The organism is Pleomorphomonas diazotrophica, assembly GCF_002844595.1.
Classification (GTDB): Bacteria; Pseudomonadota; Alphaproteobacteria; order Rhizobiales; family Pleomorphomonadaceae; genus Pleomorphomonas; species Pleomorphomonas diazotrophica.
In genome coordinates this window covers 72,444-89,766 of sequence record NZ_PJNW01000016.1, presented here as the reverse complement: position 1 = coordinate 89,766, position 17,323 = coordinate 72,444, and the positions used below count along the sequence as shown (strand labels likewise).

The 17,323-nt window shown below is 64.4% G+C and carries 13 protein-coding genes and 1 pseudogene; all 14 read left to right on the top strand.

Annotated elements, in window-relative coordinates; translation table 11 throughout:
• The first annotated feature begins 502 nt into the window (after positions 1–502).
• The 14 genes and pseudogenes from CXZ10_RS21625 to fabZ all read left to right on the top strand — a co-directional run bounded on the left by CXZ10_RS21625 (position 503) and on the right by fabZ (position 17,274).
• Positions 503–1,519, top strand: a complete 1,017-nt coding sequence (locus CXZ10_RS21625; RefSeq protein ID WP_180336069.1) for a porin — start codon at positions 503–505, stop codon at positions 1,517–1,519.
• Positions 1,520–1,739: 220 nt separating this feature from the next.
• Positions 1,740–4,172 carry a BON domain-containing protein gene (locus CXZ10_RS18100; RefSeq protein ID WP_180336068.1) on the top strand — a complete coding sequence of 811 codons (2,433 nt, stop codon included), beginning with the start codon at positions 1,740–1,742 and terminating at the stop codon, positions 4,170–4,172.
• A 148-nt stretch (positions 4,173–4,320) separates the two neighbouring features.
• Positions 4,321–4,926, top strand: a complete 606-nt coding sequence (locus tag CXZ10_RS21620; RefSeq protein ID WP_180336067.1) for an NADH-quinone oxidoreductase subunit E — start codon at positions 4,321–4,323, stop codon at positions 4,924–4,926.
• Positions 4,927–5,269: 343 nt separating this feature from the next.
• A pseudogene (gene rpsB, locus CXZ10_RS18090) lies at positions 5,270–6,037 on the top strand (30S ribosomal protein S2); the annotation flags it as partial.
• A 240-nt stretch (positions 6,038–6,277) separates the two neighbouring features.
• The gene (gene tsf / locus CXZ10_RS18085; RefSeq protein ID WP_101290763.1) at positions 6,278–7,204 is read left to right on the top strand and encodes a translation elongation factor Ts; all 927 of its coding nucleotides are present in this window, start codon (positions 6,278–6,280) and stop codon (positions 7,202–7,204) included.
• Between the two features lie 185 nt (positions 7,205–7,389).
• Complete coding sequence (gene pyrH, locus CXZ10_RS18080; protein WP_101290762.1) at positions 7,390–8,106, top strand: UMP kinase; 717 nt, start codon at positions 7,390–7,392, stop codon at positions 8,104–8,106.
• An 81-nt stretch (positions 8,107–8,187) separates the two neighbouring features.
• Complete coding sequence (gene frr / locus CXZ10_RS18075) at positions 8,188–8,751, top strand: ribosome recycling factor (RefSeq protein WP_101290963.1); 564 nt, start codon at positions 8,188–8,190, stop codon at positions 8,749–8,751.
• 56 nt (positions 8,752–8,807) lie between these two features.
• The gene (locus CXZ10_RS18070; RefSeq protein WP_101290962.1) at positions 8,808–9,566 is read left to right on the top strand and encodes an isoprenyl transferase; all 759 of its coding nucleotides are present in this window, start codon (positions 8,808–8,810) and stop codon (positions 9,564–9,566) included.
• Positions 9,563–10,420 (top strand): phosphatidate cytidylyltransferase, encoded by an 858-nt coding sequence (locus tag CXZ10_RS18065; protein ID WP_101290761.1) that lies wholly within the window; start codon positions 9,563–9,565, stop codon positions 10,418–10,420. Before CXZ10_RS18070 ends, CXZ10_RS18065 begins: the two co-directional genes overlap by 4 nt.
• A 5-nt stretch (positions 10,421–10,425) precedes the next feature.
• Positions 10,426–11,634, top strand: a complete 1,209-nt coding sequence (dxr, locus tag CXZ10_RS18060) for a 1-deoxy-D-xylulose-5-phosphate reductoisomerase (protein ID WP_101290961.1) — start codon at positions 10,426–10,428, stop codon at positions 11,632–11,634.
• Between the two features lie 134 nt (positions 11,635–11,768).
• Positions 11,769–12,878 (top strand): RIP metalloprotease RseP, encoded by a 1,110-nt coding sequence (gene rseP / locus CXZ10_RS18055; RefSeq protein ID WP_101290760.1) that lies wholly within the window; start codon positions 11,769–11,771, stop codon positions 12,876–12,878.
• A 252-nt stretch (positions 12,879–13,130) separates the two neighbouring features.
• A complete protein-coding gene (gene bamA / locus CXZ10_RS18050; RefSeq protein ID WP_210199963.1) occupies positions 13,131–15,371 on the top strand; it encodes an outer membrane protein assembly factor BamA in 2,241 nt (746 codons plus the stop codon).
• A 362-nt stretch (positions 15,372–15,733) separates the two neighbouring features.
• Positions 15,734–16,780, top strand: coding sequence for a UDP-3-O-(3-hydroxymyristoyl)glucosamine N-acyltransferase (lpxD, locus tag CXZ10_RS18045; protein WP_101290960.1), 1,047 nt, complete (start codon positions 15,734–15,736; stop codon positions 16,778–16,780).
• Between the two features lie 65 nt (positions 16,781–16,845).
• A complete protein-coding gene (gene fabZ, locus CXZ10_RS18040) occupies positions 16,846–17,274 on the top strand; it encodes a 3-hydroxyacyl-ACP dehydratase FabZ (protein ID WP_101290959.1) in 429 nt (142 codons plus the stop codon).
• The last annotated feature ends 49 nt before the right edge of the window (positions 17,275–17,323 follow it).

The following is a 17,323-nucleotide window of genomic DNA, read 5'->3' as shown; positions in this document are numbered from 1 at the left end:
CGACATGACGACTCTGCCGGGAGAGATTCGCCGTCGTCGGGTCGGTTGTGCATGGGCGCGGCTGTTGAAAGAACCGGCCGACGCTAGCCGTTTGGTTATGAGTAGGTTCCCTGAGGCCTGTGGAAAATCCTCGGATGCTAATGGGTTGGAAACCGACAATTTCCTTTTGAAGCAGGGCCTTAATCTCTCATTAATCCTTCTGCTCCCGGGGGTGGGGAGGGGAGTGACAAAACTGCAACATGGATTTTCGATTAGCCATACCGGGCGGATTGGCGGCGTCTTTCCCGTTGAAGACCGGCTCAGGATCGGCCATCACTATCACCGTGAGATTTCGGGAGACGGAACTCACCGCCAAGTGAAGTCGATCTGCCTGGGGTGGTTAGGCGGCGGAGCAAGGCGGCAAAGAACCGGAACCGGTTCCACGCCAGCGATGATGACGGTCAGGCCGTTTGTTGTCAGGCAAGGAAGGGTTCCTTCTCTAGATGACTTTGGAGGTCAGGAAATGAACATGAAGACGCTGCTCGGCACCGCCGCCGGCCTGATGGTCGCCACGGGTGCTTACGCCGCCGACCTGCCGGGCGAAGCTGCTCCGGCCGCTGTTGACTACGTGAAGGTTTGCGACGCCTACGGCGCCGGCTTCTTCTACATCCCCGGCACCGAGACCTGCCTGGACATCTCCGGCCGCGTCCGCGCCCGTGTTGTCTATGAGAGCGAAGGCGATGCCGACCTCGTTCGCTTCAAGACCGACGGTCGCATCCAGTTCGACGCTCGCACGGCTTCCGATCTCGGCACCGTTCGCTCGTTCTTCGAGACCGATCTCGGCGGAACGGATGGCGGCGACATCACCCTCGGCGATGCCTTCATTCAGGTTGGTTATCTGACCGTCGGTAAGTTCGGTGACATCGCCAACGGCGGTTCGTTCTACGGCGACGCCGACGTCATCTGGAGCCTGTTCGACCGTGGTGGTTCGGGCGCCCAGATCCTCGTCGACAATCTCGGCGGTGGCTTCTACGTTGGTGCCGGCATCCATGGTGCTGAGGCCAACTCCGTGATCTGGGAAACCGGTTCGCAGGCTGAGTATACCGCTGCTGCGGCTGTCGGTATCAACGGCCAATCCTGGGGCTCCTTCGACCTGTCGGCCGTGTATGTTGCCGTTGACGGTAACGACGCCGACACTTGGGGCGTCAAGGCCACTGCCGATCTCAAGCTGATCGACAAGCTGACCGCTCGCCTGTCGGCTGCCTATGAAGATGGTGGCTTCCCGGGTGACGACAGCATGGCCGGTATTGCCGGTGCTCTGAAGTACCAGGCGACCGATGCCCTGGCCGTCTACGCCGGTGTTGGCGCCACCTTCTGGGACGACGCCGACGAAGTCGTCACCGCTCAGATCGGTGCCGACTACTCCTTCACCCCGGATCTCATCCTGACGGCCGAAGGCAACTACACCACCGACGGCGGCATCAACACCCCGGCTGACGACTCTTGGTCGGCCATGCTGAAGCTGACCCGTAACTGGTAATATCGATCCCTTCCAGGGATTGAGGGAAAGGCCCGGTTCGTCCGGGCCTTTTCTATTTTCGCGACCGCTGATGCCAGCATCCGGGCACGACGACATTTTTGCCTTGCTTGTCATTTGTTTGACGAGTGTGTTCCGCCGGTAATTGCTTTCCGCAAATGCCGTTTCGTATTCTCGGTTCCGTGAGCGGATGGGTGAACGTCCGGGCGGTCGGAGGCGGGAGATGGTTCGCTGGCAGATCTCGGCGATACTGGGCGTGACGGCGGCAGTTGCCGTCACGGCGGCGGCTCTCATCACCAGATCGACGGACATCGCTGTCGACCTCGGAACGCGCGCCGGACAGGTGTTGGCCGGCGAGGCGACCAGCTGGGCCTCCGTCGATATTCACGGACGCGATGTCGTTTTGCGGGGCGACGCGCCGTCGGAAGAGCAGCGCCAACTGGCGGTGGAGCGGTTGAGTCGGCTTTATGGCGTTCGCGCGGTCGACGCCTCGGAGGCCGGATTGTTGCCGGAGGTTCATCCCTACGTCACGAGATTTGAGCGCAGCGGCGATACCATCGCTCTGACTGGAGCAGTACCCTCGCTGCCGGACAGGGCGCGCATTCTCGGCGCGTTGGCGGCCAGTGCGCCGGATCTCGGCGTCGTCGATCATAGCCTTTTGGCACGCGGCAAAGCCGACGACCGGTATTTCGATGCTCTGCGGACGCTTTATAGCGTGCCGGCCTTGCTTGCGCACGGTCAGGTGACGTTGACCGATCGAACCGTGATCATCGAGGGCGAGGCCGCCAGCAATGCCGCCTACGATCGGCTGAAGGCCTTTTCGCCGATGCTGCCGGAAGGCTACGGCATGGAGCCCGTAAACGTGTCGCGTCCGCTGGCTTCGCCCTTCGTTTGGTCCATCGATAGGGACGACAACGGCATCACGATATCAGGTTTCGTCCCGGATCCGGCAACGCGCGACAGCCTGCTCGCCGTGGTGAGACAGGCCGTTGGCCCGCGCAACGTGTTCGACAATCTCGATTATGCATCGGGCGCGCCGGATGGCTTTGCCGAGGTTGCCGAGGCGGCCGCAGACTATGTCGATCTCCTGGCCTCGGCGCATATCTCGCTGAATGACCGGCGACTGGTGGTGTCCGGCCGTGCGGGAAGCCCAGAGGCTTATCGCACGCTCAACGCGTATCTGGAGACCTGGAACCCGTCCGGCTTCACTCTTCAGAAATCCATCGCCCTGCCGATCGTCGAACCATTCACGCTGACCGTCTCGAAGAGCCGGGGCCGTGTCACCGTCACGGGCTTCTTGCCGACCGAAGAGGTGCGGAATGACGTTGCCGCGGCGGCGCGTGCCATCGCCGGCGATGGCGAGCCGGTGATCGAAACCACGCTTGCCGATGGGGCGCCGGAGGATTTCGGTGCTGCCGCGGTCTTTGCCGTGGAGCTTCTCGCCAAGCTTGATGAGGGCACAGCTCTTCTGTCGGGCACGCATTTGACTTTGTCGGGCGCCGCGTCGACGTCGGGTGACCTTCTCGAACTGGAGGCGGCCATCGCCAACCCGCCTGCCGGCTATCAGGTCGGCAACGGCGTCACGCCACCGGTCGTATCGCCATACGTCTGGTCCATGACCAAGGATGCCGAACAGCTGACCATCAATGGCTCGGCTCCGTCGGAAGCTGTTCGCGCCGCCATCCGCGCCGTCATTGACGGCACGTCGAACGATCTTGGTCTCGTTGATCGGTCGGGACTCGGCGCCGGTCTCGACCCGGCCGTCGATCTGGTCGCAGTCGCCCGCAAGGCGGCTGCCATTCTGGCTCATCTCGAACTTGGCGAGGTGCGGCTCGTCGGCAACGCCCTGTCCGTGACTGGCAAGGCCGTGACAGGCGAAGGGCGTGCGGCGATCGACAGGGAGCTCGACGACCTGCCGGACGCTATTATCAAGGGAAGCGTCGAAGTTTCGGCGCCGGTCGCATACCACTTCTTTATCGAGCGTGGTCTCGACACGGTGACCCTAGACGGTGATCTTGCCGACGAGGCCATGCGCAAGGCGCTCCGGGCCGCTGCGGAAAGGGCCTTTGGCAAGGCTGACATTCTCGATTCCTCCGAGGTGGCAGCCAGCGTACCGGGGGACGCCCGCGAGGTTGCGTTGTTTGCCGTTCGGGCGGCGTCGCTTCTCGCCAAGGGCAGCGTCAGCGTCGAGGAGGGAGCGGTCAGAGTGACGGGAAGCGCTTTCACCGCCGCTGGTGCTGCGCGCCTGCCATCCGAACTCTCGGCGACGGTTCCGCCCGGCTACACGCTTCAAATTGCCGTTGGTGCCATGCCAACCGAACCTCCCCTTGAGGCGGCTGCCTGCGGCGAAGCCATTGCCACCGTTCTCGCCCGCAATCCCATCCGCTTCGACGAGGGGGCGGCGGCCGTCGCTCCCGACAGTCGGGGTGTGATCGATCGGCTCAGTGCGCTGGCGCTCCGCTGCCCCGCTGCTCAGCTTGTGTTGGCGGCAACGGTGCCGGGCGTTGACGCTGCGCAATCCCAGGCGCTCGGCGAAGCGCGCGCCCGCACCGTGGCTGGTGCCTTGGCGGAAGCCGGGGTCGACCCGGCCCGGTTAGCAACGAAGGGTCTCCACGGAGACGCTGACGTGTTCTCCATCACTCTGGCTGTGCCCTGATCGGAGGCGGTGATGCTCTATCTCGCAATCATGCTCTGGCCCTATCTGCTGATTGCCTTTGCCGCCGGTCTGGTCATCGGTTGGTTCGGCTCTGACCGTATCGAGGCCTGATCGGTCGATCGTTTGCCTCTCTTCCTCGGGGTTCATCATGACCATCCTGATCATCGAAGCCTTCATCCTGACAGCACTTGCTGTCGGTGCCGGCGTGTTGGTCGGCATTCTCGTCAAGCAATGGTTCGGCCGCCGCACCGTTGGGAGCGAACGCCTGACGGAGGCGATGGCCGCCGCCGAGGCTGCGGAAGCCAGCGCGGCAGCTGGCGAGGCTGAGGTGAGGCCCGATCTGTCTCCATCGGTGCTGGAGCCGACGGCGAGCATGTCCGCCGAGGTTGCGCCGCCGCCGATCGTGGAGCTGGTGGCTGCGGAAGGGTTGACCAGCCCGGCAGCCGAGGTGTCGGCGGGGCTTGACCGCATCGCCGCCGCGGACCGGGTCGGAGAGCGGCCGCCGGCTTTGCCGGCGCCGCGGGCGAGCGGCGCCGACGACCTCCGGCGCATCAAGGGTATCGGTCCGCAGAATGCGGCCCGGCTCAACGCCCTCGGCATCTATCACCTTGATCAGATTGCGGCCTGGACGCCAATCGAGACGCGCTGGGTTGGCGCCTATCTGGCCTTCCCGGGCCGCATCGAGCGCGAGGATTGGGTCGGTCAGGCTAAGGCGCTCCTGGCGGGCGGTCAGGCTGAGGTGGAGGCCTCCTGAGCTTGGAAGGCCGAAGGGCGTCGCGCCGGCCCGGCGATGGAGACCGGCAGTGTGATGAAGGCGTCACAAGAGATCGGGCCTGGTTGAGGATAAACGGGCCACCGCAGTCTTTCCGTCATGGCTGGCGCGTTTTTTGTGGGAGCGGGCTGGACGTCAAGGGCGCGTTTCCGCGCGGCACAGTCATCGTTGGTACTTGCCATACATCGCCGTTTCCCCTATATCCCGCGCCATTCCACACGCGGGAGCCGCGGGTGCGCTTTGGCGTTCCCTCCGGTCGGTCCTGGCAAGATTGCCTTGGCTGATTCCTCCCGCGGAGGCTAAACCGGAAAAAGGTACTACTTCTATGGCTCTTCCCGAGTTCACCATGCGCCAGCTCCTTGAGGCTGGTGTCCACTTCGGTCACCAGACCCACCGCTGGAACCCGAAGATGAAGTCCTACATCTTCGGCTCGCGCGCCAATGTTCACATCCTCGATCTTGCGCAGACCGTTCCCCTGCTGCACCAGGCGCTGAAGGCGGTGTCCGACACCGTCGCTCGCGGCGGCCGCGTGTTGCTGGTCGGCACCAAGCGTCAGGCCCAGGAAGAGATCGCCGAGGCGGCGCATCGTTCGGCCCAGTATTATGTCAACAGCCGCTGGCTCGGCGGCATGCTGACCAACTGGAAGACCATTTCCGGCTCGATCCAGCGCCTGCGCAAGCTCGACGAGACGCTCAACTCCGAGCAGTCGGCCCGTCTCACCAAGAAGGAACGTCTGGTGATGACCCGCGAGCGCGACAAGCTGGAGCGCGCGCTCGGCGGCATCAAGGACATGGGCGGTACGCCCGACCTGATCGTCGTCATCGACACCAACAAGGAAAAGAACGCGATTGACGAGGCTCGTCGCCTCGGCATTCCGGTCGCCGCTATCCTGGACTCCAACAGCGATCCGGACGGCATCACCTTCCCGGTGCCGGGCAATGACGACGCCGGCCGCGCCATCTCGCTCTACTGCGACCTGATCTCCCGTGCTGCCATCGACGGCCTGTCCCGTTCGGCTGGCGCCATGGGCGTCGACCTCGGTGAAGCCGAGCAGCCGATCGAAGAGCCGGCGCTCGCCGACGATGCGGCCGCCGCCGAGGCCAACGCCTGATCCACGCTTCGGCGTGATCTTGCCAATGCTTTTCGGGCGGGTCCTCTGAGGGTCCGCCCGACCTGTTAGCAAGCCCACCGGTCGGTGGGCATTTGAGCCGAAAATGCCAGCTGGCATCGGGGTGGCCGATTAGGCGCTCCGACATTCATCGACCCGTCAGGACGGGCCGCTATCAAGCCGGCTGCGGGCGTTCGAGGTTTCACGACAAAAGACGAGGGTCACATGAACATTTCCGCCGCACAGGTGAAGGATCTCCGCGAGAAGACCGGCGCCGGCATGATGGACTGTAAGCACGCTCTGGCCGAGAACAACGGCGACATCGAAGCCGCCATCGACTGGCTGCGCGCCAAGGGCCTTTCCAAGGCCGCCAAGAAGGCCGGCCGCGTTGCCGCCGAAGGCCTGGTTGGCGTTGCCACCGGCGACAAGACGGCCGCCGTCGTCGAAGTGAACTCGGAAACCGACTTCGTCGCCCGCAACGACGCCTTCCAGGCGCTGGTGCGCGCCGTGGCCGCCGTGGCCGTGGATAAGGCCGGCGATGCCGCCGCCATTGCCGCCGCGACCTATCCGGGCAAGGCGCATTCGGTCGAGGCCGAGGTCAAGGAGCTGATCGCCACCATCGGCGAGAACATGGGCTTCCGTCGGGCCGCCGCCCTCAAGGTGTCGGCCGGTGCTGTCGCGAGCTACATCCATTCCGCCATTGCCGACGGCCTCGGCAAGATCGGCGTGCTCGTCGCTCTCGAGTCGACCGGCAACGTCGACGAGCTGATCAAGCTCGGCCGCCAGATCGCCATGCATGTCGCCGCCACCTCGCCGCTGGCGCTGTCCGCCGAGGAGATCTCCGCCGATGTCGTCGAGCGCGAGCGCGCCATCTTCATCGAGCAGGCCAAGGAATCCGGCAAGCCGGCCGCCGTCATCGAGAAGATGGTCGAGGGTCGCATCCGCAAGTTCTACGAGGAGTCGACGCTCCTGAAGCAGGCCTTCGTGATCAACCCCGACCTCACCGTCGAAGCTGCCGTGAAGGCCGCCGAGGCGACCGTCGGCGCGCCGATCAAGGTCACCGGCTTCGTGCGCTTTGCTCTCGGCGAAGGCATCGACAAGGGCGAGAGCGATTTCGCCGCCGAAGTGGCTGCTGCCGCCGGTCAGGGCTGAGCGTCTTTCCCGTCTGATTGCGATGAGGGCGTCGACTGGTTCGGCGCCCTTGTCATGTCTGCCCACCCGCATGGCCGCTGCGGTGATTATGCGCCTCATGGGGGTTTCCAACGGCTCGGATGCGGGTTAGTTGGAACGGATTGCCTTTCCGGAATCGCTTTCTCTCGAAAATTGGAGTTTTGCCCATGACCGAGCTCAAGTATCGCCGTGTCCTGCTCAAGCTGTCGGGTGAGGCCCTGATGGGCGATCGTGGCTTCGGCATCGACCCCAAGGTGGTCGACCGCCTGGCTGGCGAGATCGTCGAGGCGCATCGGCTGGGCATTCAGGTCGGCGTGGTGGTCGGTGGCGGCAACATCTTCCGCGGCGTGTCGGTGGCGGCCGACGGCGGCGACCGGACGACCGGCGACTATCTCGGCATGCTCGGCACGGTGATGAATGCGCTCGCCATGCGCTCGGCGATCGAGCGGCTGGGGGCGCCGGCCGTCGTGCTGTCGGCCATCGCAATTCCCGCCCTGTGCGAGACCTTCACCCAGCGCGAGGCGCTTCGTCACTTCGCAGCCAACAAGGTGATCGTCTTCGCCGCCGGCACCGGCAATCCCTTCTTCACCACCGACTCGGGTGCCGCGCTGCGCGCCGCCGAAATGGACTGCGACGCCTTGCTCAAGGGCACGCAGGTTGATGGCGTCTATACCGCCGATCCCAAGAAGGATCCCACTGCGCGCCGCTATGAGCGGCTGACGCACCAGGAGGTGCTGTCAAGGAACCTGCAGGTCATGGACGCGGCGGCAATTGCGCTTGCCCGCGACAACAAGATTCCGGTAGTGGTGTTCTCGGTTCATGAGCATGGCGCTTTCGTCAATGTTCTGAAGGGCAAGGGTCTCTGCACCGTCATCGACGGGTAACAACAGCGAGCGCCGGCCGCCCGCCGCCCGCAAGTGGCGAAGGAGCGGCACGGCGCCGGTCAGTTCTGGAAGGTTCGCAAGATGGCCGATGAAGACTATGACATCAACGACCTGAAGCGCCGCATGCAGGGCGCGCTCAGCGTGTTCAAGAACGATCTCGCCGGCCTCCGCACCGGCCGCGCCAGCGCGAGCCTTCTCGATCCCATCGTCGTTGCGGCCTATGGTAGCACCATGCCGCTCAACCAAGTGGCGACGGTGTCCGTGCCCGAGCCGCGCATGCTGTCCGTTCAGGTCTGGGACAAGGGCATGGTCCACGCGGTCGACAAGGCGATCCGCGAATCGAACCTCGGCCTCAATCCGATCATCGAGGGGACGCTTCTGCGCCTGCCGATCCCCGAGCTCAACACCGAGCGCCGCAAGGAACTGGTGAAGATCGCCCACAAGTATGTGGAGGCGACCAAGGTGGCCATCCGCCACGTGCGCCGTGATGGTCTCGACGAGCTGAAGGATCTCGAAAAGGAAGGCCTGATCTCCGAGGATTCGCTCCGCGTCTATTCCGACCGCGTGCAGAAGATCACCGATGAGGCGATCGCCGAGGCGGACCGGATGCTGGCGGCCAAGGAGCAGGAGATCATGCAGGTCTGACCTGAAAGGGCGATCGCGGATCATCGGGACGTTAGGGGAGGGGCAGGTCGGACATGATGCGGCTCGGAGCGGTGCCGGCGGAAAACGCCCCCAAGGCGGGTCTGCCGCGCCATGTTGCCATCATCATGGACGGCAACGGCCGGTGGGCACGCTCGCGCGGTCTGCCGAGGGCCGAAGGCCACAGGCGCGGCGTGCAGTCGATCCGCGACGTCGTCAGGCATGCCCAGACCATCGGTCTGGAATGGCTGACGGTCTTTGGCTTCTCGTCCGAGAACTGGTCGCGGCCGGCCGATGAGGTCAGTGAGCTGATGGGGCTCCTGAAGCTGTTCATCCGTCGTGATCTTGCCGAGTTGACGCGCGGGAACGTCCGCGTCCGGGTCATCGGCGGACGCGATAACCTTTCCGGCGACATAGCAGGGCTGCTGCTCGAGGCCGAAGAGAAGACGGTCGGCAATACCGGCCTCAACCTGGTCATTGCCTTCAACTACGGCAGCCGCGACGAGATCGCACGCGCGACGCGGGCTATTGCCGGCGAGGTCGCGGCGGGTCGGCTCAGCGCGGACCGGATTACCCCCGACCTCATTGCTGCAAGGCTCGACACCGCCGGGATGCCCGATCCCGATCTCATCATCCGTACCAGCGGCGAGCAGCGGCTTTCCAACTTTCTGCTGTGGCAGGCCGCTTACGCCGAGTTCGTCTTCGTGCCGGATTACTGGCCGGATTTCGATGGAGCCGTCTTCGATCGGGCGATCACCGAATATCTCGGCCGTGAGCGCCGTTTCGGCGGCTTGCCGCAGAAGGACGAGGCTCGATGACCCCGCCAAGCGCCGGCAAGCCCGGCTCCGAACTCGTTCTGCGCCTGCTGTCCGCCGTCGTTCTGGCAGCGGTGACCGTCGCGGCGCTTTGGGCTGGCGGTTGGGTCTTCGCAGCGCTCGCGGCGGTCGCCGCCGTGCTGATCCTGCGCGAATGGATGGCGATGAGCGGGCCGTTTTCATTCCGAGCCGCGCCTTGGGCCTTGATGGCCTTCGTTGCCGTCACCGCGATGACGGCGCGCGACGAACCGCTGCAATCCCTGGGCTTCACCGTGCTTGTGGCGGCGGCGCTCCTTCTGGCACGGGTCACCGAGCCGCGTGTCGCCTGGCTGTCGACCGGCGTCCTCTATGCCGGCCTCCCGGCGATCGCCGCCGTGGCACTGCGCGGCGCGGACATGTTCACCTTCGCCTCGACCGGAGCCGTCGCGGTGATTTTTATCCTCGCCATAGTCTGGGCAACCGATACGGCCGCCTATTTCTTCGGCCGGTTGATCGGCGGACCGAAGCTGGCGCCACGCTTCTCGCCGAAGAAAACCTGGTCAGGCGCTCTCGGGGGAGCGGCGTCCGGTGTGATCGTTGGTTGTCTGGTGGCGGTCGCAGCTGGCATCGAGGTGAGCCTTCCGCTGATGCTGATCGCGCTGTTGCTGTCGATTGTGGGACAGGTGGGCGATCTCGTCGAATCGGCCATGAAGCGGCATTTTGGCGTGAAGGACTCAGGCGTCCTCATCCCCGGCCATGGCGGGATCATGGATCGCGTCGATGGCCTCGTGGCGGCGCTCGCCCTTGCGATGGCGATCGGCTTTGGGCGAGATTGGTTGTCGGGCGGCGGCGTCGCTGCCGGCCTTCTCGTCTGGTGATGGTCATGGCAGTGAGCGCGGGAACGGGGGCTGGCGCCAGCGTATCGGGCGGGAACACGCCGCGGCGTCTGTCCATTCTCGGCGCGACCGGATCGATCGGCCTCAATGTCCTGGACCTGGTTGCGGCGGAACCCGGGCGATTCGAGATCGAGGCGCTGACCGCCGGTCGCAACGCGCGTGAACTCGCCGCGCTTGCCATTCGCTTCTCGGCCCGGACGGCGGTGGTTGCCGACCCCGACGCTTACGGAGAGCTTCGCGAGTGCCTCGTCGGTACCGGCATCGAAGCGGCAGCCGGTCCAGAGGCGGTCTCCGCCGCCGCCGCCCGGCCGACCGACATCGTGGTATCGGCGATCGTCGGCTTTGCTGGCCTGGCACCCAGCCTCGCCGCGCTCGGTGCGACGCGAATCCTCGCGCTTGCCAACAAGGAGACGCTGGTCTCGGCCGGCCCACTCTTCCTGGCCACGGCGCGTCGCGCTGGCACGCGCATCCTGCCGGTCGATAGTGAGCACAACGCCATCTTCCAGGTGTTTGAGACTGGCAACGCCGCCAATGTTTCCGAGGTGATCATCACAGCATCCGGCGGTCCCTTTCTGAGGACACCGAAGTCCGAGCTCGCCGCCGTCACGCGGGAGATGGCGTTGAAGCACCCCAAGTGGAGCATGGGACCGAAGATCACCATCGATTCGGCAACGCTGATGAACAAGGGCCTGGAGCTGATCGAGGCCTACCGGCTCTACCCGGTGTCGGTGGACCAGCTGTCTGTTCTTGTTCACCCGCAATCGGTGGTGCACGGCCTCGTCCGCTACAAGGACGGCTCGCTGCTGGCCGAACTTGGGGTGCCCGACATGCGCACTCCGATCGGCTATTGTCTTGCCTGGCCCGAGCGCAGGCCGACCACGGTAAAGCCGCTCGATCTCGCAGCGGTGGGAACGATGACCTTCGAGGCGCCCGATCGGGACCGTTTTCCCTGCCTGCCGCTTGCGGAAGCCGCTATGCGCCGGGGAGAGGGAGCGCCCTGCGTGCTCAATGCCGCCAATGAGATTGCGGTCGAGGCCTTCCTTGCCGGCCGAATCGGCTTCCTGGATATTCCCCGCGTCGTAGAGACGTCCCTTGCCAGAATTGACCGGGAGGGTGGCCTAGCGGAGCCGGAATCGCTGGCTGCGGCGACCGATCTTGACGGTTGGGCTCGCAAGATCGCTTCGGCCTGCCTATAGTGAGAAGGGGCGAAGCACCTTTCGACGCCGTGTTGCGGTTTCGGACGCCGAAGGCGTCGCGAATGGGGCGAGGGAAACCAGGGGCGTGAGGCCGCCGGCGACGGAGGCGGGCAGGATCACGAGAGGATGAAGCATTGGATTTTCTCGCGGCAACCGGTGGCACGCTGATGGGAACGGTGGTTCCGTTTCTTGTCGTGCTGACCGTCGTGGTCTTTGTCCACGAACTCGGACATTTTTGGGTGGCACGCCGGGCCGGTGTCGCCGTCAGCGTCTTTTCCATCGGTTTCGGGCCTGAGCTCATGGGACGGACCGACCGCAAGGGGACACGCTGGAAACTGTCGGCCATTCCGCTTGGCGGCTATGTGCGCTTCATTGATGACGCCAACGCGGCCAGCCAGCCCGGCCAGAAGTCCTCCGACCCGGGCGCCTTCCAGTCGAAGGGCCTTGGCGCCCGCGCTGCCGTGGTGGCCGCAGGCCCTGCCGCCAACTTCCTGTTCGCGATCGCCGTGCTGACGGTTCTGTTCTATGCCTTCGGCAAGCCGATGATCGCTCCGGTTGCCGGCGCGATCGAGCCGGACAGTCCGGCTGCGGAAGCGGGATTTTTGCCGGGGGACCGGATTCTCGCCATTGACGGTCGCCTGATCGAGAGTTTTGCCGACATTCAGCGCGTCGTCATGCTGCAGAATGGGGTCGAGCTGGCCATCGACGTCGATCGGTCGGGCAATCGACTGACTTTGCACGCCACGCCGCGCTCACGCGAGATCGTCGACGGTTTCGGCGAGAAGCAGATCGTGCCGGTCCTTGGCCTGAGGCAGATCAATCCTACCGTCGAATTGCGCAGCTTCGGGGCGGTTGGTGCCGTGCGCGAGGCGGTCGGCGAGACCTGGTCGATCGTCGACAGCACGCTGTCCTCGGTGGCCGGCATGTTCTCCGGACGCACCTCGACGACGCAGATCAGCGGTCCGATCGGCATCGCCAGGGTCAGTGGTCAGGTAGCGGCGCTGGGCCTGATACCACTTATTAACCTTGCGGCCATTCTGTCGATTTCTATCGGTCTCATTAACCTCTTTCCAATCCCCATGCTGGACGGTGGACATCTGGCATTCTACGCGGTTGAAGCGCTGCGCGGGCGGCCGCTGCCCGAACGGGCTCAGGAGATCGGCTTCGGTATCGGTTTCGCTATCGTTTTGGGCCTGATGGCCTTTGGCGTGCTGAACGATATCGCCAAGATTGCATCGGGTTAGGCTCGGCTCGTGACCTTCGGGTCACGCAAGACATGGAAAACGGCACCACTTATGGCAAGGTCGCTTGCGCATCGTGGCAAAGACTGTAAAAACCTCTTGATCGGAATCTGTAACAAGGGTTCCCAATCGGCCTTGGCCGCAGAAATTCGGGTACGTGATTAAATGCGCTCATTCAGAGAATGGACGAAAGTCGTCGCCGCTTCCGCTGCCTTGCTCGTCGCGGCACCTTTGTGGGGCGGATTTGTCCCTGAATTGGGCGTACTCTCGGCCGAGGCGGCAACCGTCGGTCGGGTAACCGTGGTCGGAAACACGCGTGTCGAGGCCGAGACAGTCGCCGCTTACATCAAGGGCACGCCGGGCCGCTCGCTCAGTGCAGCCGAGGTCGACGAATCGGTCAAGGCCCTGTTCGCCACCGGCATGTTCTCGGACGTGCAGATCAGCCAGTCCGGCGGGCATGTCACCGTGAAGGTTGTCGAAAATCCGGTGATCGCTCGCGTCGCCTTCGAGGGCAACGACGTTCAGTCCGACGAAATGCTGAAAGGCGCCGTCGAGCTGCAGCCGCGCTCGGTGTTGACGCAGGGCAAGGTCGAGTCGGACACCCAGCGCATTCTTGAGCTCTATCGTCGCAGCGGTCGCTACGATGCGACCGTCGAGCCCAAGCAGGTCGATCTCGGCAAGGGCCGTGTCGACCTCATCTACCAGATCAATGAGGGGCCGCGCACCGAGGTCAGCCAGATCACCTTCGTCGGCAACAAGGCGTTCTCCAACTACCGGCTGTCCAACGTCATCTCCACCAAGGAGTCCGGTCTGTTCGGCTGGTTCAAGTCGTCGGACAATTACAGCCCCGAGAAGCTGACGGCCGACCAGGAAGCGTTGCGTCGCTTCTATTACAATCACGGCTACGCCGACTTCCGCGTGGTTTCGGCCACCGCCGATTTCGATCGCCAGCAGAACTCCTTCTTCCTGACCTTCACGGTCGATGAGGGCGAGCGCTACAAGTACGGTGACGTCAAGGTCGAGACGACCCTGTCCGACGTCAATCCGGACGATCTCAAGTCGCTGGCGCTGACCCGTCCCGGCGATACCTATTCGGCCGCCGACGTGGACAAGTCGCTCGAAGCGATCACCACGGCCGTTGCCGCCAAGGGCTATGCCTTCGTGCAGGTGCGGCCGCGCGGCGATCGTGACTATGCCAATCGCACCATCGCCGTCACCTATTTCGTCGATGAGGGCACGCGTGCCTATATCGAGCGCATCAACATCATCGGCAACGACCGTACCCGTGACTATGTCATCCGCCGCGAGTTCGATATCGGCGAGGGCGATGCCTACAATCAGGTGCTGATCGAGAAGGCCGAGCGCCGGCTTAAGAACCTTGGCTACTTCCGCAATGTTCGCATCTGGTCGGAGCAGGGCTCGTCGGTCGACAAGGTCATCGTCAACGTGCAGGTCGATGACAAGCCGACCGGCGAAGTCAGCATTGGCGCCGGCTACTCCACGTCGAACGGCATCCTGGCCGAACTCTCCTTGACCGAGAAGAACTTCCTCGGCCGTGGCCAGTATGTGCGCGCTTCGGTGTCGAGAGGCATCACCACCGACGGCAAGGCGGGCGACTCGTCCTACGAGCTGTCCTTCACCGAACCTTACCTGTTCGATCGTCGTCTTGAGGGTGGCTTCGACATCTACCAGCGGAACTACACCGATGGCGATGATGGCGTTCATCCCTATGACGAGAAGACCACCGGCGGCAAAATCCGCTTCGGTGTGCCGCTCGACGACAACACGACGCTCGGCCTGTTCTACGAGGGCTATCGGCAGAAGATTTCCGATGTCCAGTCGCCCTATGGTCAGTTCGTGGAGACGGAGAACCGCTTCATCTCCATCGTCGGCGCCAGCCTGACCTACAACACGATCGACGACTTCGCTTTCCCGCGGAACGGCGTCTATGCGCAGGTCAAGCAGGAGTTCGCCGGCGTCGGTGGCGACGCGACCTTCCTGCGCACCACGGCTCGTGCCGAGTACTACAAGGAACTCGTCGAGGACTGGGATCTGATCGGTCACGTCGGCGCCAAGGGCGGTGCCATGTTCGGCATGGACGGCGATCTTGCCAGCATCGACCAGTTCCAGGTGGGCGGTTCGATCATTCGCGGCTTCGATGCCAATGGCATCGGTCCGCGTGATCCGGCCACCGGCTACGCTTTCGGCGGCAAGTACTATGTGGCCGCGAGCGCCGAGACGATCTTCCCGGTTCCGTTCATTCCGCAGGAATATGGCTTCTGGGGATCGCTGTTCGCGGATGCCGGTACGCTGTGGTCGACCGACGCTCCCACCGCCGGCACCGACAACAGCCTCGCCCTGCGCGCCTCGGTTGGTGCCGGCCTGATGTGGCAGTCGCCTTTCGGTCTGCTCCGCGCCGACTTCGCCTACCCGGTCATGAAAGAAGACACCGACCGGACCCAGGTCTTCCGCTTCTCTGGCGGTACCAAGTTCTGATCGGTTGTTCCGGAATGCATCCGACCGCCGCGCCCCCAAGCGCGGCGGTTCTGTTTTGACGCATCACTTCGAGGACGCTTCGTGCGTCCTCTCCATCAGAGCCATTCGGCCTCATGGGCCGGCCAATTCGGGCTCCGATGGGCCGGGATCGCTGGACAACTCGCCTTGGCCGTCGCTTGCTGCGTTGCATCGGTTGACACCGGCCCGGAGCAATGGCTAATGCCTTCCGTTCCGGGAAGAACGCAGCCGGCCGCGAGGGGAACCCGGGCGGTCGCAGAGCCTGCGGTGCTTCAGCCGAAACGAAGATGGAAGGCGCGCGTCCGGCGCGGTTCGTGACCGGGGAAGGGCGGGCGAGTGTTGTCATGACCGATCCAGTATTCTTCGCGCCCGCCGGCCGGCTCGCCCTTGCCGAGGTGGCTCGCATCGCCGGCGGCGAAGTGGTGCGGGGCGACGAAGACGTTGCCATCGGGCGCGTCGCTCCCCTCGATCAGGCTGGGCCGGGCGATCTCTCCTTCCTCGACAATCCCCACTACATCGCAGCCTTTCGGGAAACGCGGGCATCGGTGGTCATCTGTTCCGCCGCTCATGCTGCCGATGCTCCCGAGGGCGCGGCCGTCGTGGTGACCCAACAGCCTTACCGGGCGATGGCGCTGATCATGCAAGCGCTGTTCCCGGATGCCTTCCGCCTGAAAGGCCCGTTCGGCGAACCCGGCGTCTCGCCGGCTGCCAGCGTGCATCCCACGGCGCGCCTGGAGGATGGCGTGACTGTGGAACCGGGAGCGGTCATCGGCGCGGGGGCGGAGATCGGCGCGGGTACCGTGGTGTCGGCCAATGCCGTGGTTGGGCGGGGCGTGCGCTTCGGCCGCGACGGTTACATTGGCGCCGGGGTTACGCTGCAGTACGCGCTCATCGGCAACCGGGTCATCATCCATCCGGGCGCCCGCATCGGCCAGGACGGTTTCGGCTTTGCCATGGGGCCGCGCGGCCATCTCAAGGTGCCGCAGATCGGCCGGGTGGTGATTCAGGACGACGTGGAGATCGGCGCCAACGTCACGATCGACCGCGGCTCAAACCGTGACACGGTCATCGGCGAAGGTACCAAGATCGATAACGGCGTACAGATCGGCCACAATGTGGAGATCGGCCGCCACTGCGTCCTGGTGGCGCAGGTTGGCATTTCCGGCTCGACGCAGCTTGAGGATTTCGTGGCCATCGGTGGACACACCGGTCTTGCCGGACATATTCGCGTCGGCATGGGCGCTCAGATCTCGGGCGGCGCCATGGTGAAGGACAGCATTCCCGCGGGGGCGCGCTACGTCGGTAGTCCGGCGAAGCCGATCCGCGAGTGGACCAGGGAACAGATGGCCCTCAAGCGGGCCGCGCAGGCGACGGGAAGGGACGAAACGTGAGCGAAACCGATACCGCAACGGCACCGGCCGAAACCGGGGCGCCGGTCAAGGGCACCTTGGGGGTCATGGATATCCAGGCGCTCCTGAAGGCGTTGCCGCACCGCTTCCCCTTCATGATGATCGACCGGATCATCGAGATCGACGGCGACAACTCGGCCATCGGCATCAAGAACGTCACCATCAACGAGCCGCAGTTCCAGGGGCATTTCCCCGACGCGCCGGTGATGCCCGGCGTGTTGATGATCGAGGGCATGGCCCAGACGGCCGGCGCCATCTGCGTCAACTCGACGGACGGCGCTGCGCCGAAGCTGGTCTATTTCATGACCATCGACAAGGTGAAGTTCAGGAAGCCGGTCGGCCCCGGCGACGTTGTCGAATACCACGTCCGCAAGCTCAAGAAGCGCGCCAACATGTGGTGGTATGAGGCTACGGCCATCGTCGGTGGCACCAAGGTCGCCGAGGCCGAACTCAGCGCCATGCTGGTGAACGCCTGACGGTCGGTCGCCGCATCGGTCTGCCGTAACACGCTGAAACATAAATTGC

Coding starts and splice junctions, on each gene's coding strand:
- CXZ10_RS21625 (WP_180336069.1), top strand. CDS start 503: ATGAACATGAAGACGCTGCTCGGCACCGCCGCCGGCCTGATGGTCGCC.
- CXZ10_RS18100 (WP_180336068.1), top strand. CDS start 1,740: ATGGTTCGCTGGCAGATCTCGGCGATACTGGGCGTGACGGCGGCAGTT.
- CXZ10_RS21620 (WP_180336067.1), top strand. CDS start 4,321: ATGACCATCCTGATCATCGAAGCCTTCATCCTGACAGCACTTGCTGTC.
- tsf (WP_101290763.1), top strand. CDS start 6,278: ATGAACATTTCCGCCGCACAGGTGAAGGATCTCCGCGAGAAGACCGGC.
- pyrH (WP_101290762.1), top strand. CDS start 7,390: ATGACCGAGCTCAAGTATCGCCGTGTCCTGCTCAAGCTGTCGGGTGAG.
- frr (WP_101290963.1), top strand. CDS start 8,188: ATGGCCGATGAAGACTATGACATCAACGACCTGAAGCGCCGCATGCAG.
- CXZ10_RS18070 (WP_101290962.1), top strand. CDS start 8,808: ATGCGGCTCGGAGCGGTGCCGGCGGAAAACGCCCCCAAGGCGGGTCTG.
- CXZ10_RS18065 (WP_101290761.1), top strand. CDS start 9,563: ATGACCCCGCCAAGCGCCGGCAAGCCCGGCTCCGAACTCGTTCTGCGC.
- dxr (WP_101290961.1), top strand. CDS start 10,426: ATGGCAGTGAGCGCGGGAACGGGGGCTGGCGCCAGCGTATCGGGCGGG.
- lpxD (WP_101290960.1), top strand. CDS start 15,734: ATGACCGATCCAGTATTCTTCGCGCCCGCCGGCCGGCTCGCCCTTGCC.
- fabZ (WP_101290959.1), top strand. CDS start 16,846: ATGGATATCCAGGCGCTCCTGAAGGCGTTGCCGCACCGCTTCCCCTTC.